This window comes from Agarivorans sp. D1326, assembly GCF_056958115.1.
On sequence record NZ_JBTWEN010000001.1, the window covers coordinates 83,315 to 107,187 of the forward strand.

At 42.8% G+C, this 23,873-nt stretch carries 25 protein-coding genes and 1 riboswitch; of the genes, 6 read left to right on the plus strand and 19 right to left on the minus strand.

The genetic code is table 11. The annotated features are described in order from the left end of the window. Positions 1-212 precede the first annotated feature (212 nt). The gene (gene moeA, locus ACYFDN_RS00400) at positions 213-1,454 is read left to right on the plus strand and encodes a molybdopterin molybdotransferase MoeA (protein WP_483509624.1); all 1,242 of its coding nucleotides are present in this window, start codon (positions 213-215) and stop codon (positions 1,452-1,454) included. Here the strand turns inward: moeA and ACYFDN_RS00405 are convergent, their stop codons facing one another. From ACYFDN_RS00405 to moaA, 15 genes are all read right to left on the minus strand, one after another. Next, complete coding sequence (locus ACYFDN_RS00405) at positions 1,455-2,492, minus strand: ATP-binding cassette domain-containing protein (protein WP_483509626.1); 1,038 nt, start codon at positions 2,490-2,492, stop codon at positions 1,455-1,457. It abuts the gene before it with no gap. Beyond that, complete coding sequence (gene modB / locus ACYFDN_RS00410) at positions 2,479-3,171, minus strand: molybdate ABC transporter permease subunit (protein ID WP_483509628.1); 693 nt, start codon at positions 3,169-3,171, stop codon at positions 2,479-2,481. The genes ACYFDN_RS00405 and modB overlap by 14 nt, the downstream gene beginning before the upstream one ends. After that, positions 3,168-3,893, minus strand: coding sequence for a molybdate ABC transporter substrate-binding protein (gene modA / locus ACYFDN_RS00415; RefSeq protein ID WP_483509630.1), 726 nt, complete (start codon positions 3,891-3,893; stop codon positions 3,168-3,170). Before modA ends, modB begins: the two co-directional genes overlap by 4 nt. Continuing rightward, positions 3,887-4,327 (minus strand): molybdopterin synthase catalytic subunit MoaE, encoded by a 441-nt coding sequence (gene moaE / locus ACYFDN_RS00420; protein ID WP_483509632.1) that lies wholly within the window; start codon positions 4,325-4,327, stop codon positions 3,887-3,889. The genes modA and moaE overlap by 7 nt, the downstream gene beginning before the upstream one ends. After that, positions 4,328-4,576 carry a molybdopterin converting factor subunit 1 gene (gene moaD / locus ACYFDN_RS00425; protein ID WP_483509633.1) on the minus strand — a complete coding sequence of 83 codons (249 nt, stop codon included), beginning with the start codon at positions 4,574-4,576 and terminating at the stop codon, positions 4,328-4,330. 37 nt (positions 4,577-4,613) lie between these two features. Continuing rightward, the gene (gene moaC, locus ACYFDN_RS00430; protein ID WP_483510043.1) at positions 4,614-5,093 is read right to left on the minus strand and encodes a cyclic pyranopterin monophosphate synthase MoaC; all 480 of its coding nucleotides are present in this window, start codon (positions 5,091-5,093) and stop codon (positions 4,614-4,616) included. Continuing rightward, positions 5,090-5,608 (minus strand): molybdenum cofactor biosynthesis protein B, encoded by a 519-nt coding sequence (moaB, locus tag ACYFDN_RS00435; protein WP_483509634.1) that lies wholly within the window; start codon positions 5,606-5,608, stop codon positions 5,090-5,092. The genes moaC and moaB overlap by 4 nt, the downstream gene beginning before the upstream one ends. Continuing rightward, entirely contained in the window at positions 5,608-6,192 is a 585-nt protein-coding gene (mobA, locus tag ACYFDN_RS00440) for a molybdenum cofactor guanylyltransferase (RefSeq protein WP_483509636.1), read from the minus strand. Before mobA ends, moaB begins: the two co-directional genes overlap by 1 nt. A 77-nt stretch (positions 6,193-6,269) precedes the next feature. Then, a complete protein-coding gene (locus ACYFDN_RS00445) occupies positions 6,270-6,401 on the minus strand; it encodes a TIGR02808 family protein (protein ID WP_016401813.1) in 132 nt (43 codons plus the stop codon). 17 nt (positions 6,402-6,418) lie between these two features. After that, the gene (locus ACYFDN_RS00450) at positions 6,419-6,991 is read right to left on the minus strand and encodes a NapC/NirT family cytochrome c (RefSeq protein WP_016401814.1); all 573 of its coding nucleotides are present in this window, start codon (positions 6,989-6,991) and stop codon (positions 6,419-6,421) included. 26 nt (positions 6,992-7,017) lie between these two features. Then, positions 7,018-7,467 (minus strand): nitrate reductase cytochrome c-type subunit, encoded by a 450-nt coding sequence (locus ACYFDN_RS00455; RefSeq protein WP_040307189.1) that lies wholly within the window; start codon positions 7,465-7,467, stop codon positions 7,018-7,020. A gap of 84 nt (positions 7,468-7,551) precedes the next feature. Then, positions 7,552-10,041: a periplasmic nitrate reductase subunit alpha gene (gene napA / locus ACYFDN_RS00460; protein ID WP_483509638.1), complete on the minus strand. Its 2,490-nt coding sequence runs from the start codon at positions 10,039-10,041 to the stop codon at positions 7,552-7,554. Further along, positions 10,038-10,298, minus strand: a complete 261-nt coding sequence (locus tag ACYFDN_RS00465; protein WP_483509639.1) for a chaperone NapD — start codon at positions 10,296-10,298, stop codon at positions 10,038-10,040. Before ACYFDN_RS00465 ends, napA begins: the two co-directional genes overlap by 4 nt. Beyond that, the gene (napF, locus tag ACYFDN_RS00470) at positions 10,295-10,783 is read right to left on the minus strand and encodes a ferredoxin-type protein NapF (protein ID WP_016401818.1); all 489 of its coding nucleotides are present in this window, start codon (positions 10,781-10,783) and stop codon (positions 10,295-10,297) included. Before napF ends, ACYFDN_RS00465 begins: the two co-directional genes overlap by 4 nt. 170 nt (positions 10,784-10,953) lie before the next feature. Further along, on the minus strand, positions 10,954-11,928 hold the full coding sequence (gene moaA / locus ACYFDN_RS00475; protein WP_483509641.1) for a GTP 3',8-cyclase MoaA: 975 nt from the start codon (positions 11,926-11,928) through the stop codon (positions 10,954-10,956). Then, a riboswitch (molybdenum cofactor riboswitch) is annotated at positions 11,918-12,056 on the minus strand. (Overlaps the previous gene by 11 nt.) Before the next feature lie 98 nt (positions 12,057-12,154). On the opposite strand from moaA, the gene ACYFDN_RS00480 reads away from it, so the two are divergent. Further along, positions 12,155-13,843, plus strand: a complete 1,689-nt coding sequence (locus tag ACYFDN_RS00480) for a type IV pili methyl-accepting chemotaxis transducer N-terminal domain-containing protein (RefSeq protein WP_338626219.1) — start codon at positions 12,155-12,157, stop codon at positions 13,841-13,843. 14 nt (positions 13,844-13,857) lie between these two features. Next, positions 13,858-14,493, plus strand: coding sequence for a two-component system response regulator NarL (narL, locus tag ACYFDN_RS00485; RefSeq protein ID WP_016401821.1), 636 nt, complete (start codon positions 13,858-13,860; stop codon positions 14,491-14,493). Positions 14,494-14,757: 264 nt separating this feature from the next. Here the strand turns inward: narL and ACYFDN_RS00490 are convergent, their stop codons facing one another. Continuing rightward, the gene (locus ACYFDN_RS00490; protein WP_483509642.1) at positions 14,758-16,896 is read right to left on the minus strand and encodes a YgiQ family radical SAM protein; all 2,139 of its coding nucleotides are present in this window, start codon (positions 16,894-16,896) and stop codon (positions 14,758-14,760) included. 165 nt (positions 16,897-17,061) lie between these two features. Here ACYFDN_RS00490 and ACYFDN_RS00495 point away from each other — a divergent pair, with 165 nt between their 5' ends. Next, positions 17,062-18,621 carry a phospholipase D family protein gene (locus ACYFDN_RS00495; RefSeq protein ID WP_483509644.1) on the plus strand — a complete coding sequence of 520 codons (1,560 nt, stop codon included), beginning with the start codon at positions 17,062-17,064 and terminating at the stop codon, positions 18,619-18,621. Between the two features lie 5 nt (positions 18,622-18,626). Here the strand turns inward: ACYFDN_RS00495 and ACYFDN_RS00500 are convergent, their stop codons facing one another. After that, positions 18,627-19,109: an FKBP-type peptidyl-prolyl cis-trans isomerase gene (locus ACYFDN_RS00500; protein WP_483509646.1), complete on the minus strand. Its 483-nt coding sequence runs from the start codon at positions 19,107-19,109 to the stop codon at positions 18,627-18,629. A 340-nt stretch (positions 19,110-19,449) separates the two neighbouring features. Next, a complete protein-coding gene (locus ACYFDN_RS00505) occupies positions 19,450-20,724 on the minus strand; it encodes an L-lactate MFS transporter (RefSeq protein WP_483509648.1) in 1,275 nt (424 codons plus the stop codon). A gap of 534 nt (positions 20,725-21,258) precedes the next feature. Here ACYFDN_RS00505 and ACYFDN_RS00510 point away from each other — a divergent pair. Then, positions 21,259-21,879 carry a LysE family translocator gene (locus ACYFDN_RS00510; protein WP_483509650.1) on the plus strand — a complete coding sequence of 207 codons (621 nt, stop codon included), beginning with the start codon at positions 21,259-21,261 and terminating at the stop codon, positions 21,877-21,879. 3 nt (positions 21,880-21,882) lie between these two features. Here ACYFDN_RS00510 and ACYFDN_RS00515 read toward each other — a convergent pair whose 3' ends face one another. Next, positions 21,883-23,073, minus strand: coding sequence for a BamA/TamA family outer membrane protein (locus ACYFDN_RS00515; RefSeq protein WP_483509652.1), 1,191 nt, complete (start codon positions 23,071-23,073; stop codon positions 21,883-21,885). Positions 23,074-23,398: 325 nt separating this feature from the next. Here ACYFDN_RS00515 and ACYFDN_RS00520 point away from each other — a divergent pair, with 325 nt between their 5' ends. Further along, on the plus strand, positions 23,399-23,872 hold the full coding sequence (locus ACYFDN_RS00520; protein WP_483509653.1) for an SRPBCC family protein: 474 nt from the start codon (positions 23,399-23,401) through the stop codon (positions 23,870-23,872). Position 23,873: the final 1 nt, after the last annotated feature.

Below are 23,873 nucleotides of genomic sequence, written 5' to 3' on the forward strand. Positions count from 1 at the left end.
AAGCAAGGCTTGCAGCACAAAAACTAAAATTAATCCTATGATACAAACTTAATCACCAATATTGTGTCAACTTGCTGACAAAACTATACAAACTTCAACGAGATTAAAGAAAGTTTCGCTGCTTTATAAATTGCCAAGAATCACTGATAAACACCCATATAAATGCGATAATCTTCAGCTATATTCAAACTCATTACCCTATAGGAAGATACATGGATTGCTGTAGCCAACCAGGTCTAATGCCCATTGAACAAGCAAGGTCTTTATTACGCGATAGCGCTAGCCTAAAAACCCAAATACAGACCGTGAGTTTAGAAGATGCGCTAGGTAGAGTATTAGCAGAAGACATTGTGTCACCTATTAATATACCTCCCTTCGATAATAGCGCGATGGATGGTTACGCTATTTGTGCAGAACAACTACCTAACAATAAAACTCTTCCACTTAGTCACAAAGTGTTTGCTGGAGATACCCAGCAACTAGCCTTAGAGCCTGGTCATTGCGTAAGAATTATGACCGGCGCTCCTCTACCTCCCGGCTGTGACGCTATAGAAATGCAAGAAAACACTGAAATTAATGCAGACGATGAACAACAGATCATATTTAAGCAGCCAATCAACAAGGGCAAAAATGTTCGCTTAAAAGGTGAAGATGTTAAACAAGGACAAGTTGTTATCCCAGCGAAGACCCGTTTAAATTCAAGCCACATAGGTTTACTCGCTACGCTAGGTATTAACGAAATATCAGTTCAAAGCCTACTAAAGGTGGCATTGTTTTCTAGCGGTGACGAACTAATTCAACCTGGCAACCCACTAAAGCATGGTCAAATATACGATAGTAATCGTTTTGCTATTCGCGCCCTACTCGCAAAATTACCTGTTGAGATAATAGATTTAGGCGTTATTGCCGATGATAAACAGCTGGTTACTGAAGCCTTTATAAAAGCAGACCAAATTGCTGACATAGTCATTTGTAGCGGTGGAGTATCGGTAGGCGAAGCCGATTACACTAAAATGGTTTTAGATGAAATTGGCGACATAAATTTTTGGAAACTAGCGATTAAGCCGGGTAAACCTTTTGCTTACGGTAATCTGCCAAATTCATACTTTATTGGCCTGCCTGGCAACCCGGTTTCGGCTTATGTAACGTTCTACAAACTGGCAATGCTAGTAATAGCAAAAGCGTGTGGATGGGACTACAAAGAGCCGCTCGCAATACCGGCAAGGTCTTTACAAGATTTCAAGAAATCACCAGGTAGAACAGACTATCAACGTGGTTTTGCAAGTATCAGTGCCAGCGGCCAACTAGAAGTAAAATCGACCGGTGCTCAAGGTAGCGCCATTTTCACCAGCTTAACTGAGGCTAACTGTTTCGTAGTACTAGAGCAAGATAGAGGCCGTGTAAGCGCCGGTGAAGTGGTGACTATAGAAATGTTTGCCGAGCCAATTCTTTAGTTAGAATTGATTATGTAACTTAACTGCTTTGTGCATTAAAAATATCTGCTCTCCCATTTTTAATGCCAAAGCCTGTTGCGCTTGAGGAGAGATAGGCACTTTAAAAGCCACGCCTTCTAAACTCACTTCAACATAATAGGTACCTTCCAAAGAATTAACCGATAATACTTCGGCTTGCCACTGATTTTGAGCACTACAACTTTCTACAAATTGTTTAGACAACACAATGTTACTTGGTGAAATACTCACTAAATGAACCCCTTCGTCCAGTACCTCTGGGCTCTCAGCTAAGATGTATTGCTGGCCCAGCTTAAACCAACGCCATCCCTCATCTGCCAAACGCTCACTACGCTCTACACTTAACACTATGGCTTGTTTAGCCTTACCGTTATATTGATTAATCAACTCAAGACTATTTCCAAGCGTAAGTGTTTGGCTGTCTTCCATTAACAGCACCTTATCGCTAAAAAACACTAAGTCTTCTGGATTATGAGAAATAAGCAAGCTGCAGATGCGATGTTGCTTTAGCCACTTTTTCAATATTTTCAGTAAATTGGTAGCAGCTTTTCGATCTAAAGCTGAGAACGCTTCATCTAACAACAATACTTTGGGTTTGGTTGCTAACGCCCTTACCAGCGCGACTCGCTGGGCTTGCCCACCAGAAAGCTGCTGGGCATTTTTATTAAGAAGGTTTTTAACACCAAAACTTTCAACTAAATATGCTAAATCACTGGCACTCACCCTTTGAGACAGTTTGATGTTTTTTGCCACCGTTAAGTGAGGAAAAAGAAAACTTCCTTGAGTGACAAAGGCTAAGGGTCGTTGATATGAGGCTAAGCAGCTATTGCTATCAAACCATACTTGCTCTAAGTATTTAATATCACCAGTTTTAGGGTGCTCTAATCCAGCGAGTAAGCGCAATAAGCTGGTTTTACCAATTCCGGACGGTCCAAACACACCGGTAAGCAAAGGTAGAGAGCAGGCCTCTACACTTAACTCAAAATCGTCTCTTTGATAATGTAGATTAAAACTTAACACCCACACTCCCTACCCGCTTCTTAGCTCCGGTCACACCATAAGTGAGCAATAAAGCGAAAAATGAAATACCCAATAACACTAAGGCTAAACGGTGGGCAGCGGCAAAATTTAGACTCTCTACGTGATCAAACAGCGCAATCGCAATCACTTGGGTTTCTCCAGGGATATTTCCCCCAATCATTAACACCACCCCAAACTCACCTAAGGTGTGCGCAAACCCCAATACCATCGCAACAATAAAGCCACTTTTTGCCAGTGGTAACTCCACAGACAACAACTGTTTCCACCTAGGCATTCTGAGTACTTTTGCGGCATCTAATACGCCAGGTTCAATTTGTTTAAAAGCACTTTGGATGGGTTGAACGACAAAAGGTAAGGAATACAAACATGAGGCAAATACCAGCCCCGAAAAGCTAAAGGCCAATTGGCTACCGGTTATAGCCTGCCACCATTGCCCAAAAAAGCTATTAGGCGCGAACCCAATCAGCAAATAGAAGCCCAACACTGTAGGAGGTAGGACAATAGGTAATGCGACGACCGCTTCAACAACATGCTTTAACTTAGATTGACTACGCGCTAACCACCAAGCTAAAGGAGTGCCTATTAGCAATAAGATTAAGCAACTAATCGTTGCAAGTTTTACAGAAAGAATAATGGCTTGGTATTCAGCATCGCTCATATTTTGGGTAACAAATATCCATTTTCAGTGATAATAGTTTGTGCGTTCTCGCTTAACAAGTAGTTATAAAATTCAATAGCTTGAGATTCATCACTAAGCAAGGCAACATGCTGAGCAACCCCCTTATGTAAATCTTGCGGTACCAACCAATAAGACCCATTAAAATCAGTTTGAATTGAGCGAGCTACAAATCCTGCTGCGACATTACCAGTAGAGATAAATTGAAATACTTGAGATACATTGTTCGCCAACACTATTTTGGCATCATTATTTTTCTGTTTAGCTAACTGCTCGGCTGCCAAACCATATGGTGCTAGTGTTGGGTTTGCGTAGGCGTACATCTGTTCCCAGTTATCCCATAAACTGCTATCTGTTACCTTATCGCCATTTTTATCTAAAAAGTTTGGAGCCCAAAATACCAGCTGGCCATACGCATAGGCCATTTGCTGGCGTGCTTTTCCTTCTTCTACCAGCTGTTTTGGCCGAATGTCATCAGCCGAGAAGAATAAATCGAAGGGGGCACCGTGACTTATTTGGTTATACAAAATCCCCGTTGAAGCGCTAGATATTCTGTAGTTGAATTCAGTATGTTGGGTTTTAAAGTCTTCCGCCAATAGTTCTAAGGTTTGTTTAAAATTGGCAGCCACGGCAATGGTAACTGGCTTAGCGAGAGCAATTGAGCTAACAAAAACAGCAACTATACAAGCTAAACGGGCTACCATTTATCTTTCGCTTTAAGATCTGACTCGCGAGCATCAAGCCAAACATCACCGCCTAAAGTGCGCTCTTTTTTCCAAAAGGTAGCCTTAGTTTTAAGGTAATCCATTATGAAATGGCAGGCTTCAAAGGATGCTTCCCTATGAGCACTATTTACCCCAACAAAAACGATTTGGTCACTAACATCTAAATCCCCAACCCTATGAACAACACTTGCGTCTTGGATTGGCCAGCGCGTTTTTGCTTCAGCGACAATGTTCTCCAGCTGCACCTCGGTCATACCTGGGTAATGCTCCAGCTGAAGCCCCTTAACCTGTTGATCTAAGTTCATATCTCTAACTAGACCGACAAAAAATACGATAGCGCCAGCACTCGCTCGCTCTCGCAAACGTTGGTATTCCTCTCCAACGTCAAAATCTTCTAGCTGTACTTTAATCATCTAACCGCCTGTAACAGGGGGGAAAAATGCAACTTCGTCACCGTTGTTTAGGGTTGCAACTTGGCTAAGATGGTTTTGGTTAACTGCCATCAAAATCGCCTCATCATTTAAGGCCAACCATTGCTCGCCTCTAGCAAGCAGCGTTTCCTTTAGGGTATTAGTATCGCTACCATCTACTAGCTCGACACTTATCGAGCTTTCGCCTAACTGCTCTTTTAAACGAGCGAAAAATAGTACTTTAATTATCATCTAAACATCCTGATTATTCGGCGCTAAACGAACCTGATTATTCGGCGCTAAACGAACCTGATTTTCCGCCATGCTTTTCTAGTAGCTTTACATCTTTAATAGTGATGTCTTTTTGAATCGCTTTACACATATCATAAATGGTTAGCGCAGCTACGCTAGCAGCGGTTAGCGCTTCCATCTCTACACCGGTTTGGCCTTTTAGTTTTGCGGTGCTTACTACCGTAATAATGCCAGTTTTTTCATCTAAGCTTAAATCAACGGTAACCTTGCTTAACATTAAGGGATGGCATAGTGGAATCAACTCGGATGTTTTTTTAGCCGCTTGAATTCCAGCTATACGAGCACATGCAAACACATCGCCCTTGTGCTGCTCTCCATTTAACAAGCTATCTACGGTTTGCTGATTAACTTGCACCATAGCCTGCGCTTTAGCGATACGGCTTGTCTCGGTCTTTTCTGAGACGTCCACCATAATTGCTTCACCAGAAGCATTAATATGAGTAAATTCACTCATTATTTTTGACCTATATGAGGCACAAAATTACAGGGTTTGTGGGTGCTATTTAGTTGCTCTAACAAGATTTTCTGCCATGCTGTTTTACAAGCGTTGGTTGACCCAGGAACACAAAAGATCACTGTTTTATTGGCAAATCCGCCTAATGCGCGACTTTGCACCGTAGACGTTCCAATTTCGGTATAAGAAATATGGCGGAACAATTCTCCAAAACCTTCAATGTCTTTATCAAATAATACACTTACCGCTTCTGGAGTATTATCTCGTGCAGTAAAACCGGTGCCTCCGGTAGAAATAACACAGTCTATTGATTCGTCAGCAATCCAGTTACTTAATATGGCTCTGATTTGATAAACATCGTCAATAACAATTTGTTTATCAGCAAGTTTGTGGCCGGCTTCTGTTAGTGCTTCAGCCAAATAACGCCCCGAAGTATCAGTATCTTCATTGCGTGTATCGGAAACGGTTAATACCGCGATGTTTAAGAAGGTTTGCGTATCGTTAGCCAGATGGCTCATTATGATTCTCCAACTTTATCTTGTATATGTTGCCACTGCTCGGGAGTATTGGTATTTACCATTGCAGACGCTAATTCTTTTGGTATTTCAATTTCAGTGGCTTGAATAAGGTTTAAAAAAGCTTTTATTGACCTTTGCTTTGCCACTGGCAAAGACAAAACATCAGTTAAACAGGACAAGTTCTTGGCATTAGCTTCAACAATTATAGGAAAAACACTATTTGAGAAATAGTAATTGCCAGGTTCAGTTTGGTGTTGATTTATAATCACATCAAGAACTTGCATATTGAGTAGGGGCATATCAACAGGGATGAACAGGCAAAACCGCTGGTTAAGGGTTTGAAGGCATGAAAGTATGCCAGACAATGGTCCTTTCGATTCACTAGAATCTTCAATATGACGAAACTCAGGATAGTTGCCGCTCACATAACATTCGTTTTTTAATGTCTCTTCAAGCAAGCTAAGCCTAGATTTAAGTAAACTACTCCCCTGCCACTCTAGCGCTGCTTTATCGCTTCCCATTCTCTGAGATTTACCGCCAGCGAGAACAACTCCTGTTAACTTTATGAGGGGGTTTGATTGCATTTGATTACAAGCTTGAACGACTTAGTAGGCTAATAATGCCTACTAAGCGTTTAGATGAAAAGATTTATCGTGCCAACTTATTGGTCTTTATCCCATTTGGACAAAACCGCTAAAGAAACCACTGCTACACCAATGAATCCCATTACAAAAATGGTTGGCATGGCTGCATAGCCCAAAACATGCCAAAAAACTGATTCCAAAGTACTCATGTGTTTTCCTTATTTTACTACCAGCCTTCAACACCACTCATATCCGGTAACCGGTGAGCAATGCCTTTGTGACAATCAACACAGGTCTTTTCCCCGCTAGCTAACGCATCTGAGTGTTGCGCAACACTGCGAGGACGCTGCTCTGAGAAATCCATAAATTCAAACTCGTGACAATTTCTACACTCTTGAGAATCATTTTGGCTCATACGATGCCATTCGCGCTCTGCTAAATATTTACGGCGCTCTTCAAATTTTTCTTGAGTGTTAATGGTACCCATAGCAAAGGCTACTAGTTCTTTACTTGCCTGAACCTTACGTACAATTTTATCAGTCCAGTTATGTGGAACGTGGCAATCTGAACAAATAGCACGCACGCCTGAACGGTTTGAATAGTGAATTGTTTCTTGTATCTCAGCTACGATTGGCGCGTGACAACCGGAACAGAACGCTTCGGTATTAGTTGCTTCCATACCGGTGTTAAACGCACCCCAGAATAGAATACCGCCTGTAAAACCAAGCGCTAGCACAACACCCACAGCAGCTTTGCTGGGAGTACTGAGTTTGCGCCAAAATGCCTTCAATAACTTCATAATTTAGCCTCTGGTTAAACTAATGCTTAGCGTAAAGACTCTACGCGTTCGTATTCGTTTTCAATCAACGGGGCCGCTTCATTTTGAGGCACGTGGCATTGCAAACAGAAGTAACGGCGAGGAGACACATCCGCCAATACTTGCCCGTCGCGCGCTTCATAGTGAGTTACACTAATTTTAGTTGCACCACTTTCTCGGGCATTTTTCCAGCTATGACAAGATAAACACTTATTAGCGTTAAGGCTCATCTCGTAATGACGAATCTGGTGTGGGATCAACGGTGGTTGAAACACATAATCGGCATCATAGGGTTTGTCTTGTTCAACCACTGACTTTAAGCCAGCTGCTGAGTTTTGGGTATTTAGCTCAGTATCGCCCCGCAGTGAAGCTACACCACCATTACTTACGTAGTCATTTGCGACTACTACTCCGCAAAGCAGTAAACTGCTTAATAGACCAGATAATAAAACTCGCATTTTCATAATACTCTCTCCGCCACCTTGGCAAATATTTTTTAGCGAAGCATTGAAAGCGAGGGGCTTTCAATGCTTTTAATAGCGTTAAACCTTAGCTAACTTAACTGCACACTTCTTAAAGTCGGTTTCTTTAGAAAGCGGATCTGTTGCATCTAGGGTCAATTTGTTGGTGAGCTGCTTGGCATCAAACCAAGGCATGTACACTAAACCCTTAGGTGGACGGTTACGGCCACGAGTTTCAATTCGTGATTTAACTTCACCGCGGCGTGATTGAATCATCACTTCATCACCACGTTTAAAACCACGTTGTTTTGCATCTTCTGGGTGGATAAACAATACCGCATCAGGGAACGCTCGATATAGCTCTGGAACTCGACGCGTCATAGAACCTGAGTGCCAATGTTCTAATACGCGACCAGTACTTAACCACAGATCGTATTCTTCATCCGGAGACTCAGCCGCAGGCTCGTAAGGCGTAGCAATAATTAGTGCCTTGCCATCTGGTTTTCCGTAAAAGTTAACCTCTTCGCCAGCTTTTACATAAGGGTCAGAGCCTTCGCGGAAACGCCAACGCGTTTCTTCGCCATTAACCACAGGCCAGCGTAAACCGCGTACTTCATGATAAATATCAAATGGCGCTAAATCGTGGCCGTGATCGCGACCAAACTCAGCGTATTCTTCAAATAAACCTTTTTGAACGTAGAAACCAAAATCTTTTGCTTCATCATTAAGCTCTGCGTTTACTTGTTCAACAGGGAATTGATCAACTACGCCATTACGGAACAAAATATCGTATAAGGTTTTGCCTTTATATTCAGGCTTTTTAGCTAGTAGCTCTGCTGGCCATACTTCTTCAACCTTAAAGCGCTTAGAAAATTCAACCAATTGCCATAAGTCTGATCTCGCTTCACCCGGCGCAGACACTTGCTGATGCCAGAACTGCGTACGGCGTTCAGCGTTACCATAAGCACCTTCTTTCTCAACCCACATTGCTGTTGGTAAAATAAGATCGGCTGCTTGGGCAGTAACTGTTGGGTATGGGTCAGATACAACAATAAAGTTTTCAGGATTGCGGTAACCAGGCAAACCCTCTTCATTGATATTTGGCGCGGCTTGCATGTTGTTATTACACATAACCCAGTAAGCATTCAGCTTGCCATCTTTAAGCATACGGTTCTGCAATACAGCGTGGTAACCAGGTTTAGGCGGAATGGTTCCTTCTGGTAGCTTCCAAATGTCTTCTGCAATTTTGCGGTGTTTAGGATTAGCTACAACCATATCTGCTGGCAAGCGATGCGAGAAAGTTCCCACCTCACGGGCGGTACCACATGCAGATGGCTGTCCAGTTAGTGAGAATGGGCTGTTGCCAGGCTCTGAGATTTTGCCGGTTAACAAGTGAATGTTGTACACCGAGTTATTTGCCCATACCCCACGGGTATGTTGGTTAAAGCCCATGGTCCAGTACGAAGTTACTTTAACATTTGGATCGGCATAATCTTTCGCTAGCGCTTCCAATTTTTCGGCAGGTACGCCAGAAAGCTTCGCCACTGCTTCTACATTGTAGTCTTTCAAAAACTCGCGATATTCGTCGAAACTCATATCGGTCATTTTGCCTGAATCCGGGTTAGCCGCTGCTTTTTGTAATGGATGCTCTGGACGTAGTCCGTAGCCAATATCTGTTTCACCGCGTTTGAAGTGAGTATGTTTGTTTACAAAGTCCCAATTAACTTTGTCATTCTCGATTATGTAATGGGCGATGTAGTTGAGAATTGCCAAATCGGTTTGTGGCGTAAACACCATGCCGTTATCAGCTAATTCAAAGCTGCGATGTTCAAAGGTAGACAGTACGTGAACTTTAACGTGTGGCGCAGACAAACGGCGATCAGTTAAGCGAGACCACAAAATTGGGTGCATTTCTGCCATGTTTGAGCCCCAAAGCACAAACGAATCTGCAGCTTCAAGGTCATCGTAACAGCCCATAGGCTCATCAATACCAAAGGTGCGCATAAAACCACCAACAGCCGAAGCCATACAGTGACGCGCATTAGGGTCGATGTTGTTAGTTAAAAAGCCGGCTTTATGAAGTTTAGCTGCAGCGTAACCTTCCCAAACGGTCCATTGGCCAGAGCCAAACATACCTACTGAAGTTGGCCCCTTATCGGCAAGTGCTTTTTTCCACTTCTCCGCCATAATGTCGAAGGCTTGGTCCCATGAAACTGGAGCAAACTCGCCATTTTTATCAAACTTGCCATCTTTCATACGTAACAAAGGCGTGGTTAAACGGTCTTTGCCGTACATAATTTTTGAAAGGAAGTAACCTTTAATACAATTAAGGCCTTTGTTTACTGGAGACTCGGGGTCGCCTTGAGTGGCAACAACTTTGCCGTTCTGAGAGCCAACTAAAACACTACAGCCAGTACCACAAAAACGACAAGGAGCTTTATCCCATTTCACTTTTGTTTCTTCTGACGAAGTAATTAAGTTGGTGGCACTTGCAGGTAAACTAATACCAGCAACGGTGGCTGCGGCACTTACCGCATTCGCTTTAACAAACTGTCGGCGAGTCCATTTCATAATACTTCCTCATTAGCTGATTCAAATTGGTGAAATACTAGATTGCTGCTTAGTACCGCTTCCAATTTTCCGATGTCTTCTAGGGTGGTTACTATGTTATTGCGCGTCTGGCTTTCTATAGAAACAACGATTTTCCCCTCAGGGTTAAAACCGTGTACTTCTAGTCCTTCCAGATCGCTAATTTGATCGATGACTTCTTTAATACGGTCTGGTTGGCACAACACCACCGCACTACTAATATGGTACTCTTCGTTCATCCAACTTCCTTTATTTCAATGGCTTGGCTTGGACATACTGAAATACAAGCCCCGCAACTGTTGCAGTGCTCAGAATTAATTTGTACCTCTGCTTTTCCCGCTAGTAATGGCTTAATGCTAATGGCTCTTTGCTCACAGGTATCGCTACACGTTCGGCAATAAACACCGTTTTGTGCCAGACACTTAGAGGCATTAACGTCAACAGAATTAGACCAAGCAGGTTGCTGCTTCGGGTGAAACAAAGACTCGGGGCAAGACGTTGCACAGTCGTAACAAAATGTGCACTCACCTTTGGTGAAATCAACTGCTGGAAAACCGCCATTACCCTTAACAATAATCTGTTCAGGGCATGCTTTGACGCATTCTCCACATTGAGTACAGCCAGCTTCAATAGACTGTTGTAACCAAGGTAGAGAGTGATGTTGTTTACTGCGAAGCGCTTTGTTAGTACTAAACATACGACGTTTAGACAGGTCTACAGACATCAATTTTCCTTACGAAATCAGGCTTTAACATTACTGGTAAAACCACCCTAAATTTCTTGGGGTTAAGCGTAAATTTTATTAACAATCAAAAACATACCCCTTAAGGGGTGTTTACTCAAATGATTGATTTAGATCAAGTATAGTGCGTGATTTCTATCACGCACTAAAACTTATCCGCCTATTGATGCGAGATGTGGAGTAGCGCCGGTATTACCGTCGTGGAGGAAATGACTAACTTTTTTGGTTTGTAATGCGTCTTCAATACGCTTGCTTAATACGTCTATTTGAGAAGGGTTTTGCAGCAAATCGCGGAGCTCTACCCCCTCTTCACCAAACAAACATAAATGTAATTTGCCTTGTGATGAAACCCGTAGGCGATTACAGGTAGCACAAAAATCTTTAGAATACGGCATGATAAGGCCGATTTTGCCGGCGTAATCAGGGTGCTGAAAGACTTGAGCAGGCCCAGCATTATGAGCTCGAATTTGCTGCTCCCAACCTTCGTTGAGTAGCAGTTGTTTAAATCCAGAGCCAGCAACATGATGTTTGTGGAAATAATCGGGTTGATCACCCATTTGCATTAACTCAATGAAACGGACTTCAACCGGGCGGTCTTTAATCCACTCCAAATACTTTCGAAAGTTTTGCTGGGCCATCTGTTTTATAAGCACAGCATTGAGTTTTACCGCAGTAAAGTCTTGCTCTAATGCCGCATCAATTCCGGCCATCACTTTAGTGAAAGTTTTGGTACCAGTGATCAACTCAAACTGACGTGGATCTAAGCTATCAACACTCACATTTACATGAGTAAGCCCCGCATCACGCCAGCGCTTAGCGTTATTCGCCAGTTTAAAACCGTTGGTAGTCATCGCTAGTTGCTGAATGCCCGTAGTATTTGCGCATACTTCCATAATCTCGACTAAATCTTTTCTAAGGCTTGGTTCTCCGCCAGTAAGACGAATTTTGTTTGTGCCTAATTTAGCGAAGCATTTAGCAAGCTGAGCTATCTCAGATAAATTGAGATTACTATGAGGCGTTTCGCAATGATAACCATCAGGTAAGCAATAGTTACATTTGAAGTTACATTCGTCGGTAAGAGACAAACGCAAATAGAAAAATTTTCGGGAAAATGAATCCGATAACATAAATCAACCTTTCCAAATGCGGGAGGCAAAGCCATTTCTGCACTCTACCCTGCTTAGTCGATGCTAAGGGTCTAAACGCCATATCATTGTGACTTAGGTCGATTTAGACTTCGGTGATACTTTAATGCTAAGCAATAAATCTTAATTTGTTAAGTGCTTTCTTAAACGGTTACACTGGCTTTGTGATATTTGTCGGTTAACTTTATTGAATTAAAAGGACTTATTTTTGAAACGTTTTTTTGGCAAACGCTCCATAGGCACAGCGGTAATCCGCTTGTTAAGTGTGATGATGTTCCTTTTTGCCTTGGTAGCAATTGGTTCGTTGACCACCTTGGTAAACAGCCTAAATGATGCAGAAGCAATCAATATAGCTGGCTCTTTGCGTATGCAAAGTTACCGAATGGCACATGCTTTAAATGTTTACGACAAAGAAGTAGAACGTAAAATTCAACAATTTGAAACCTCGTTAAACAGTGATGCTTTAACTAAAGCCGCCGAGCAAGATGATGCAATTAACCAGCGCTACCAAAAAGTTAAACAACGCTGGGTACAACTAAAACCCTTTGTTATAGAAAAGAATATCGACGAATTTGACCGCCAAATTGTAGGATTTGTCGACCTAATCGACGAATTTGTAGCAGAAACCCAATATAACTCCGAAGCCAAAGTATTCTCACTAACCCTGCTTCAATTAATTGCCTTTGCCATCATCACTTTTATTGCCGTTTACACGCTTTGGTACATTCAAAAGAATATTTCCAAGCCCATTTATCGATTAGTAGAAGCAGCCAAGCAAGTGCAACAAGGTGACTTTAAAATCTCTGTGCCAACCCGTTACGCCAGCATCGAAATGGAAACCTTGGCAAAAGGCATTATGTCTATGTCACAAGACTTGGAGCACTCTTACCAAACACTTGAAAATCAAGTTAAAGCCAAAACTAAAGAGCTTCGCCGCGCTAACCGCGATTTAAACTTTTTGTACAACCTAGAGCAAACGCTATTTAACAGTACTTTAAATGAGGAACACCTAGAGCAATCACTTAAGCTGCTCTGCGAAACCTTAGGTATTAAGGGCGCCAAGCTGTACATCGATAAATTGGACATTGAGGTTGAATTACACCAACAAAATGTTCAGTTTGAAGAACCAATATCCTTACAGCTAAATCAAGAGCAATATGGCTCTCTGCAGCTGCCTATGGTGCCCGAAGATAGAGCAGCAATTGTTACCAGTTACTGCCGCACGATTACTAAAGTGCTGCGTTTCGAACAAAGCCTATTGCAAAAGCAAAAACTGCTGTTAATGGAAGAGCGCGCTACGATTGCTCGCGAGTTACACGACTCTTTAGCACAGTCTTTATCTTATTTAAAAATTCAAACTAGCCTGTTACAAAGGCAACTTAAGCAAAGCCCTTGCGATTGCCAACAAAGCTTTGAGATTAGTGAAGAAATACAATCGGTATTAAGCGCCGCTTACATACAGTTACGAGAGTTACTATCCACCTTCAGATTAACCATTAAAAACGCCCTACTGGTTGAATCACTACAAGTGTTGGTAGACGAATTAAATACCCAGCACTCTCAAGTCATAGAGCTTGAGACCAATATATCCAACGATATGGTGGAAGCAGATAAGCAAATTCACATAATACAAATTGTTCGAGAAGCGATCATAAACGCTCTAAAACATGCTGACTGTGATAAAATTTGGGTTAAATGTATTGGTGACTCTGAGCTTATTTCTGTTGAAATAGCGGATAATGGCTTACAGGGTGGCAAACTAAAACAAGTTAATGACCATTACGGACTGCAAATAATGCAAGAACGAGCTCAGCGACTAGATGGAGATATTCGCTTTGAGCAATCGTTGTCCGGTGGTGTTTCGGTAAAACTAACCTTTCCTAGAAAGAGTAATTAAGGATCCTGCAAGCTATGAGCGACCCAATCAACATTCTTGTTGTAGATGACCACCCTTTAATGCGTAAAGGCATTGTGCAGTTTTTAAGCATTGAACCTGAGTTTAACGTAGTTGCTGAAGCTGGCAGTGGTGCTCAAGCTGTGGAGCTTTGTAGTGAGCTAGAACCCGATGTAGTGCTATTAGATTTAAACATGAAAGGATTATCAGGTTTAGATACTTTAAAGCTACTTCGTGAGAAACAAGTAAGCTCTACCATCATTATCCTCACTGTATCTGATTCGAAACAAGACGTTATTAAACTTATTAACGCTGGTGCAGACGGTTACTTGCTTAAAGATATGGAACCAGAGCAACTGCACGAGCAATTAAAACAGGCAGCCGCGGGCAAACAGGTATTAAGTGAAGAGCTTGTCCCCTTCCTTAGCTGCTTGCACGAAACCGACGAGTTTGCTGAAAAACTAGGAACAGTCACCAAGCGTGAATTACAAACGCTTAACGAAATAGCCAAAGGTGCCAGCAACCGCGAAGTAGCGTCTACTTTAAAAATTACCGAAGGTACGGTTAAAGTTCACGTGAAGAGTCTACTTCGTAAATTGAATGCTAAATCGCGAGTTGAATTAACCGTGATGTATCTTGAACATATAGCGTAAACGCATGAATAACACGCTACTGATGGGCGAAGCCAGTTGCCTTATTCTGGCAATCAGCTTCGCGATAAGAGCGATGTTTTTACATGCTAAACGCCATCAAGATTGGTTCAATCCTCTGCGGATCTTCTTCAAGCCCGTCAACAACCTAAATGCCGATGAGTACTCATTAATTAGATGGGCAGTTCACGCACTAGTAGTGTGTGTCAGCTTAGATGTTCTTAGACACTTGATATAAAAAAGCGGCTTTACGCCGCTTTTCTTTGATTAACGCTTTTGCTTAAATTGCTTGTTAGTGAAGCGAGTGGCTGCAAAATTGCTGTTTTTCGCCCCTTTATAACCGCGGTTTCCTGCCCCACGACTTCCTCGCTTACTGTCTGCCGGCACCAAATGGTGTAAGCCACTGCCAATTAACTTGGTAAGGCCCATATTGGTTAAGCCTTCGCGGATGATTGGCCAGTTATTCTCATCATGGTAACGAAGCAAGGCCTTATGTAAGCGGCGTTGACGCCCTTTCTTGGCCACCGATACTCGTTCACTAGTATGGCTAACCTTATGCAGCGGATTTCGCTCGGTGTGATACATAGTCGTTGCGTTGGCTAAAGGCGATGGATAGAAGTTCTGCACTTGGTCCAATCGAAACTTATTCTTCTTCAACCACAAAGCCAGTGTCACCATGTCTTCATCTTTAGTGCCTGGATGCGCTGAAATAAAATAAGGGATCAAGTACTGCTTTTTACCGGCCTCTTTTGAGTATTTATCAAACAGCTCTTTAAACTTATGATAAGTGCCCATACCCGGCTTCATCATCTTAGATAATGGGCCTTCCTCAGTATGCTCTGGCGCAATTTTTAGGTAGCCGCCAACGTGGTGTAAGGCGAGCTCCTTAACGTAACGAGGGTCTTCAATGGCAAGGTCGTAACGCACACCAGAAGCAATTAGAATCTTTTTGATCCCTTCCACCTTTCGAGCCCTACGATACAAATCAATGGTTGGTGTATGGTCGGTATCCATGTGGTGACAAATAGTCGGATAAACACAAGACAAGCGGCGACAAGTTTCTTCGGCTTTTGGGCTTTTACAATTTAGTCGATACATATTGGCCGTTGGGCCACCTAAATCAGAAATAACGCCTGTAAATCCAGGAACTTGATCTCTGATCTGCTCGATCTCGTTGATGATGGAATCTTCTGATCGGCTTTGAATAATTCGCCCTTCGTGCTCGGTAATTGAACAGAAAGTACAACCACCATAACAACCACGCATGATGTTAATTGAAAACTTAATCATGTCGTAGGCAGGGATCTTAGCTTTGCCGTAACTTGGGTGCGGCACACGCTGATAAGGCAAACCAAACACGCCATCCATATCTTCAGTGCTTAACGGCAACGCAGGTGGGTTTAGCCAAACAATTCTATCACCATGGCGTTGAGCTAATGCTCGGGCACAGCCTGGGTTAGTTTCTAAGTGGAAAATCCGAGAAGCATGGGCGTAAAGCACTTGGTTAACTTTAACTTGCTCAAACGCTGGCAAATTAATATATACGTTTTCCCAAGGGCGTTTCTTTTCCAATTGCACAACAATCGGTTTAGCTTGCTCGGCTTCTTTGGGGTCAACTGTCTCGGTCTCTTTAGTCGAACAGCTTTCCTCTATTTCGGTATACGGGCTAGGAATAGGGTCAATCTTTCCAGGCTTATCTAGATGGCTTGAGTCTAAGCCACTCCAGCCAGGTAACGCTTCTTTACGAATAATCGCCGTTCCGCGAACATCATTTAGTTCGCTAATTGCCTCACCTTGGCTAAGGCGGTGTGCAACTTCTACCAAAGGACGCTCAGCATTTCCGTAGATAAGTAGCTCTGCTTTTGCATCAAACAGTACCGAACGACGCACTTTATCAGACCAGTAATCATAGTGGGCAATACGGCGTAAGCTTGCTTCTATTCCGCCAAGTACCACTGGCACATCTTTGTAGGCTTCTTTACAGCGTTGTGAGTATACAATTACGGCGCGATCGGGGCGTTTACCCCCTTCATTATTTGGCGTATAAGCATCGTCATGTCGTAGCTTTCTGTCTGCCGTGTAACGGTTGATCATCGAATCCATGTTGCCAGCAGTTACCCCAAAAAATAAATTGGGCTTGCCTAGTTTCATAAAGGCATCTTTGCTGGTCCACTCTGGCTGAGCAATAATCCCAACTCTGAAGCCTTTGGCCTCTAACATACGGCCAATAACTGCCATGCCAAAGCTGGGGTGATCAACGTAAGCGTCACCAGTTACCAAAATAATGTCACAGCTATCCCAACCTAAGGTTTTCATTTCCTTACGTGACATAGGTAAGAATGGCGCAGCAGCACGCTGACGATTCACGCAAGTTTCAGGTTTAAATAGAGTTGGCGCAGTTTGCATAAAAATTGGTCTCGTAAAATCAAGCGCGACATTATATACGTTATTTTAGTTGCTAGGAAACGGATTAACAGCAAGTTAACAATTACAGGCTCTAGCTCTGTAAACTCGCTAGCTAAATGACCACAAATAACCTAAAATTTCTTTTAATATTTAGCGAGTTACTTATTGAAGAAGCATATGGAATTGCAGCGGCCTAGCGCTCACCTACTTTTAATATTTTTTGTAAGCCAACTGCTTTTTGCCTGCGCCCAGCGCCCATCTGACGAGCTAATTCAACAATATAAGCAGCCAAGCTACACCATTAAGCCCGGTGTCGAGTCCGAAAATCAATTCAAAGTAAATCAAATTACCCAATATCAACCAGGTAAAAATGGCATTGCGGTTCTGTCTGATGGCATAAGTGCCTTTGCCGCTAGAATTGCGTTAATTGAAGAAGCGCAACTAAGCATTGATGCGCAGTACTACATGATTAAAGAAGACATGACGGGAGCCATTTTCCTCGGCAACTTAATTGGGGCAGCAGACCGAGGTGTACGGGTTCGCCTGCTAATTGACGACATTAATACCTCTAATTACGACGATGTTCTCAAAGCCATGGCCTTGCATGACAATATCGAAGTAAGGGTCTTCAACCCATTTTACGACCGCACCTTTAGAGCAACAAACATGGTGGGTGACTTTGAGCGTTTAAATAGCCGCATGCACAATAAATCGCTAACTATCGATGGCCTAATTACCGTAGTTGGCGGACGCAATATCGGCGATGAATACTTTAGCGCTAAAGATGATCTGGAGTTCTCTGACATCGATGCAATTGCCTTAGGGCCGATAGTCGATGAAGTAAATCAAGCCTTTGATCTCTACTGGAATAACATTCGAAGCTACCCTATTGAATCCTTAAATACCAAGCAAATAGACATACAAGCTCAATATCGCCGTTTAGAACAACAGGTTTTTAAAAATAGTGTTAAGTCTTTTGTAGTTGCTCATTTGCGTTACGCAAAATTAATCGAAGATAAAACCTTTCGGGATTATCTATATTGGTGTGACGGCAGGCTACTAGTTGATCACCCCAATAAAGATGGCGACTTTGCTAGTGACGTATCTACAAATTTAGCCAGTGTACTTGAGCAGTCAGAGCAAAGTATTTTACTTAGCTCTCCTTATTTTGTGCCCGGAGAAGAAGGTACCTCAGGGTTAGTAGAACTTGCCCACAAAGGCATAGACGTAAGTGTGATTACCAATTCGCTTGCAGCAACCGATGTCGCAGCCGTTCACTCTGGTTACAAAAAGTATCGCAAACGCTTGGTAGAAGGGAATGTATTTCTTTATGAAGTAAAACCGGATGCAAAGCAAAAACAACGCTTAGCCTTTTTTGGTAAAGGTGCATCTAGGGCAAGTTTGCATAGCAAAGTTTTTGTAATTGATGAAGAAAAGCTCTTTATTGGCTCTTTTAATTGGGATCCACGCTCTATCAATCTAAATACCGAAATGGGCTTGTTACTCACCTGCCCCGATTTGGCATACCTGGTGTTTAACGCAGTGCATGACGAATTACCATTTAAAAGCTATTTGCTAGAGCTAGATGACAAGCAGCAACTAGAGTGGGTAGAAACATTTAGGGAGCAAGCTGAAGTACGCTACGATAGCGAGCCTAAAGCCAGCGCATGGCGAAAGTTTCAAGCTTGGATAGTTGGTCTTCTACCAATAGAAGACCAACTCTAGCAGGCTTAGTGGTGGTGACCACAGCCACCAGCAGCGTGAACATGGCCGTGAGCTAACTCTTCTTCAGTTGCTTTACGAACTTCGGTCACTTCAACTGAGAAAGCCAAATCGATTCCGGCTAATGGGTGGTTGCCATCAACAATTACTTCGTCTTCTTCCATGCCGATAATAATTACTGATTGCTCACCTTCGTCAGTAGTAGCACGAAACTGCATGCCTACTTCCACTTCAACATCACCAAACATACTTTTTGGCACAGCTTGAACAAGGTTATCGTTACGCTCGCCATAAGCATCTTCGGCAGCAATATCTGCATCAAACTTGTCGCCAACCTGCTTGCCAACTAGCGCTTGCTCTAAGCCAGGTACTAACTGACCATGGCCAACAATAATTGCCAAAGGCTCTTTGCCTTCGGAAGTATCAAGTTGTTCGCCATTAGCGGTTACAGTGTATTCAAAAACGGCAACGTCGTCTTTTGCAATGATCATTCAAGATTCCTTGGTTAAAAATAATGCAGAACTCTGCTAACAGGCCAATTCTAAAGCTTCAGAAACAAAATTACTATCTAGGATTCATTTAACAAAATAGTGCTAACTGGCAATTTTCGGCTCTTTGAAACCTTGTAAATGTGTTCAGTTTGATAAGAAGCAAGCTATAGGAAATTCCCACTAAAGATATAAATCCATGCCGCAAACCAAACACAGCCATGAAGTTATAGACTCAAGAGCACCCAATCAGAATAAGCTCTTTTGTCTAATGGCGACCACACTCTTTAGTGACTAAAAAAGGGGCTCACAGCCCCTTTTTTATAGTTACCGCAACATTTGCTTATGCGTGAGCCGTTTGCGCTGCCACATCCATTTCAGCACGCGCGCGTGTCATGTAAGACTTCATCAACAAAGACGCGATTAAGGCGATAACAAATACACCAGCAAAAATGTAGAGTGTCATCTCGTAACTGCCAGTTGTTGTTTTAACGTAAGCTGCGATCTGTGGGCCAGCCAAACCAGCCAGTGCCCAGGCGGTAAGCACGTAGCCGTGAATCGCACTCAGCTCCTTAGTACCGAAGAGATCTCCAATAAACGCTGGCAGGGTTGCAAAGCCGCCACCGTAACAAGTTAGAATGGTATATAGAACAACTTGGAACAAAATGATGCTGGTAATGTTTGGCAGCAAACAGAAGGCAACAATTTGAATTAAGAAGAAAATCATGTAGGTATTTGGGCGACCAAGCACATCAGATAGAGAAGCCCAAGCAATTCGGCCCAGTCCGTTAAATAGCGACATTAAGCCAACCACACCAGCAGCTTCCGCCGGGCTTAATCCAATGCTCTCTTGAGCCAAGGGTGAGGCCGCGTAAATAACCGCAATGCCACAGGAGATGTTAATAAACATCATCACCCACAAGCCATAAAAGGGACCAGTTTTAACCGATTCGTTAGCTGTTAGTTGGGTTAAATCCTCTACAACTTTCTTTTCACCTGACTCAACCGCAGCCTTCATTGCATCTGGCATCCAACCCTGTGGTGGCCGCTCTAAATAAGACGCAGAAGCAAACATGATAACTAGATATACAACTCCGGTGATCCACCAAGTGTAAGCAATACCATTGCCCTCAACAGTAAAGGTTTCAATAATAAAGTTAAACACCGGGCCTGCTACCATAGCGCCAAAGCCAAAGCCCATAATCGCTAAGCCAGTGGCAAGACCACGACGATCTGGGAACCACTTAACGAGGGTAGATACGGGAGTAATATACCCAATGCCTAAACCTATGCCGCCTAACACACCATAGCCGAGCCAGATCAGATAAAGGTTTTGAATATAGGCGCCAAAACCCGCAATTAACAGGCCACCACCGAAAAACGTAGCTGCGAGCATACCCGCTTTGCGCGGACCATTCTTCTCAACGAAGTGCCCCATAATCGCTGCAGATAAGCCTAGGAAGAAAATCGCAAAACTGAAGGTCCAAGCAATTTCATTGTTGGTCGCTGACTCCAACAGCTGACCTAGGGGTTTCTTAAATACGCTGAATGCGTATACCGAACCGATAGAGGCATGTAGCCCAACGGCAGATGCTGCGATAAGCCAACGGTTTTTCATTACCTACTCCTTGTAAGAACATTAAATCCATTTATTGTCCTTATACTGTAGAACGCTAGATCTGAAGAATTTTTGACCTAAATCAGTTCAATTTACAGTCAAGAGCTTATTCAAGTCAGCTTAGTGACACAGTTCAAAAAACAGCCTACTGCAAATGATAATATCACCAATAAGATCAACCGAACCTCACAATGAGAATAAAAACCTTTATTCTACCAAAACCACGAAATAAACACGCGCCGCACTTAGTGAGTAATCATGCGCGCAAATGGCGTAGTTTTCTCTCCTTAATCTTGGCTAACTATTTGTTCTTTTGTTAATTCTATCTAGTCTTCCACTGGGGAGAAAAAGCAGAGTTAGAACTATTTTTTTATTGTCTCTAGACCAAAGCAATCCGTGTTTAACAGGCATTTATCAGCGTCGCCAAATTTTGTAGCCATACAACTAACCAAAGACAACGAATAGTTCTGGCAACTTTTATCTAAAAATAAAAAGAGTACACTGTAGCCTTTGAAAAATGCTGTTGGTTACTCCATGGATCTGTCTACCCTACTCATCTTTATCCCTACCTTCTTCTTCGTTTCTATTACACCTGGCATGTGTATGACACTAGCGATGACCTTAGGCATGACCATTGGGCTGCGCCGCACCTTTTGGATGATGCTAGGTGAAATGGTAGGAGTAGGCATAGTTGCGGTGCTTGCAGTACTTGGTGTTGCTGCAATTATGCTGCGTTACCCAGACGTGTTTACCTTGTTAAAATGGCTTGGCGGCAGCTATCTTGGTTACTTAGGGATCCAAATGTGGCGCTCTCGCGGAAAGATGGCCATACCCGAAAAAATTGAACAGCAAGCGCAAGTTAGCCCTTGGCAATTAGCCACTCAGGGGCTGGTAACAGCAATAGCAAACCCTAAAGGTTGGGCCTTTATGATTTCACTGTTACCGCCTTTCATCCAAGCGGACAAAGCCCTTCCCCTGCAACTGAGTGTATTGGTGGGCATAATTCTAATTTCTGAGTTTGTTTGTATGACTCTTTATGCAACCGGTGGAAAAACCTTACGGTTATTCCTAAACAAAAGCGGCAATGTACGCTTGTTAAACCGCATCTCCGGAACGCTCATGATTGGAGTGGGAATTTGGTTAGTATCCACCTAGGGTTTAAAAACCACTCCCTACTTGGAAATACACTGCGCTTTCCTCGCCGCTATAGGCAAAATCCATCCCTAGGCGAAGACCATATCTTCGGGCGATTTGATAACGAAAGCCTGCGCCCACAGACTGTACGCTTTCATCTGTAGCTAACTCACTTTCCTGTAGTGCTTGTCCAGCACCATAGAAAGCCGAGATAGTCCAACGGTGATCAATCGAGTAAGTAAGTTGTGATTGTAGAGTATGAATCTCGTCACCTTGATACCGATAGGCGGATACCCCTCGCAAGCCTACATAGGGTCGCGCTGTGGGTGATAAAAACAATTCATCAGAGCTAAAGAGCTGATAATTGCCAGCAAAAGCTAGGTTCCATTTTCTACCTAATGGAATATACACCTCTCCGTCCACATTCAAATTTTGGTAGTCCCAATCGCTGCCCAATTTTTTATCGTAAATCATGTAATCTGCGTTTAGTTTATACCCCCTAGTTGGGTAAAAAATATTGTCTCTGGTGTCGTATTCGGCAATAAAACCTAGACCAGAAGTGATCGACTCATCCCCCCACACCTTGCCTAACAAGCCATTTAGCAGCTTATCCGCATTAGAGTTACCAGTATCAAACGTTACTTTGCTTACACCTACAATTTGCTTAGCACCCAACATCAGAGGAGTATCAGCGATACGAAACTGAAGCTTTTGCTGGGCTAGAGCGCCCTCGGTTTTAGTACCAATCTGCATGCTTTTAGTAAAATCACCTAAAGACAGATCTTTATAAATATTCAGATTAGCTTTCCCCAAGCCCATTCCACCGGTATAGCGGATTGAATCCTTCATCCATGAATGTCGATGTCCGGCAAAAGCAAACCAAGTACCATTCTCGGTGCCTGCTGCTCCCACTAAAGTAATTGCCGAGGGTATCAACTGTGCACCACCATCTAGTGATGACATCGCTAGCTTCTTACGGGCTATTTTCTCTTCTTCAGTTTCATGAAGAAATAGCCCCATAGCACCGCCACCAGCGCCAACAGCAGGTTCAGTTATTAGAATAGGAATAGGCAAAAAGCCATAGGCATTCTCTGCAAGGTGATGCCCCAAATCAAACTGTCCATCAACTTCGTCAAAATATGAGGCAGTGCTATCGGTTGAATAAACGCTAATAGACAAAACCGACAACGCCATCGCCGCCCATGTAGTTTTCATTAATAACCTTTGTTTAATTACTTAGTTGTTTGTTTAACTCTAAAACTGGCAAATTCAGCTTTTGAAGGAATTACGCTACTTTAAGCTTACTTTGGCGTAGTGCTAAATCTTGTTTGTAGGACTAAATCCGTCAAAGTAGTATCGTTATAACTTATTGGATAGACGTATTTTTTATGCTTAGTTGGAGAAAGTTGCTTCACTCGTTAACATAGGTAAAACGCAATATATCCGAACCAAACAAAAGCGAGTTACACCCTGCGCTACAATATATAAATGTAAGCTCTTTTATGTCGATATTGCTTGTTTACTCATTATGGTGAAGCGAATGTTCAAGGAAACAAAGATTAACTGGCCAGATTATTATCATCCTCGAAACGCGCAAATTCATGTTAAAAATGCTGTGCCCAGCAAAGTCCCTGCAGAGCGAGTTTGGGCATGTTTGATTAAGGCGCCGTGTTGGCCAACCTGGAAGAATAAAGCGACCTCTGTGCAGCTGTTAAACGGTAACGGCTTAGAGTTAGAAAAAGGCACGGTCTTTCTTTGGAAAACTAAAAAGCTTCAATTCGAATGCACAGTGGTCGAATTTGTGCCTAACAAAAAAATCGCTTGGAAAGGCAAGTCTGGCAGTATAGATATGTATCACGCTTGGAAGTTAGACTGCCAAGCAGACGGCTGTTCAATTATTACTGAGACAACCCAACGTAATGGAATAAGCTGGCTCACTAAGTATTTTCTTCCCAAGCAAATTAATAGCTATCATCAACATTGGCTTGAAGAACTGCAACAACAAGCCCGTTAAC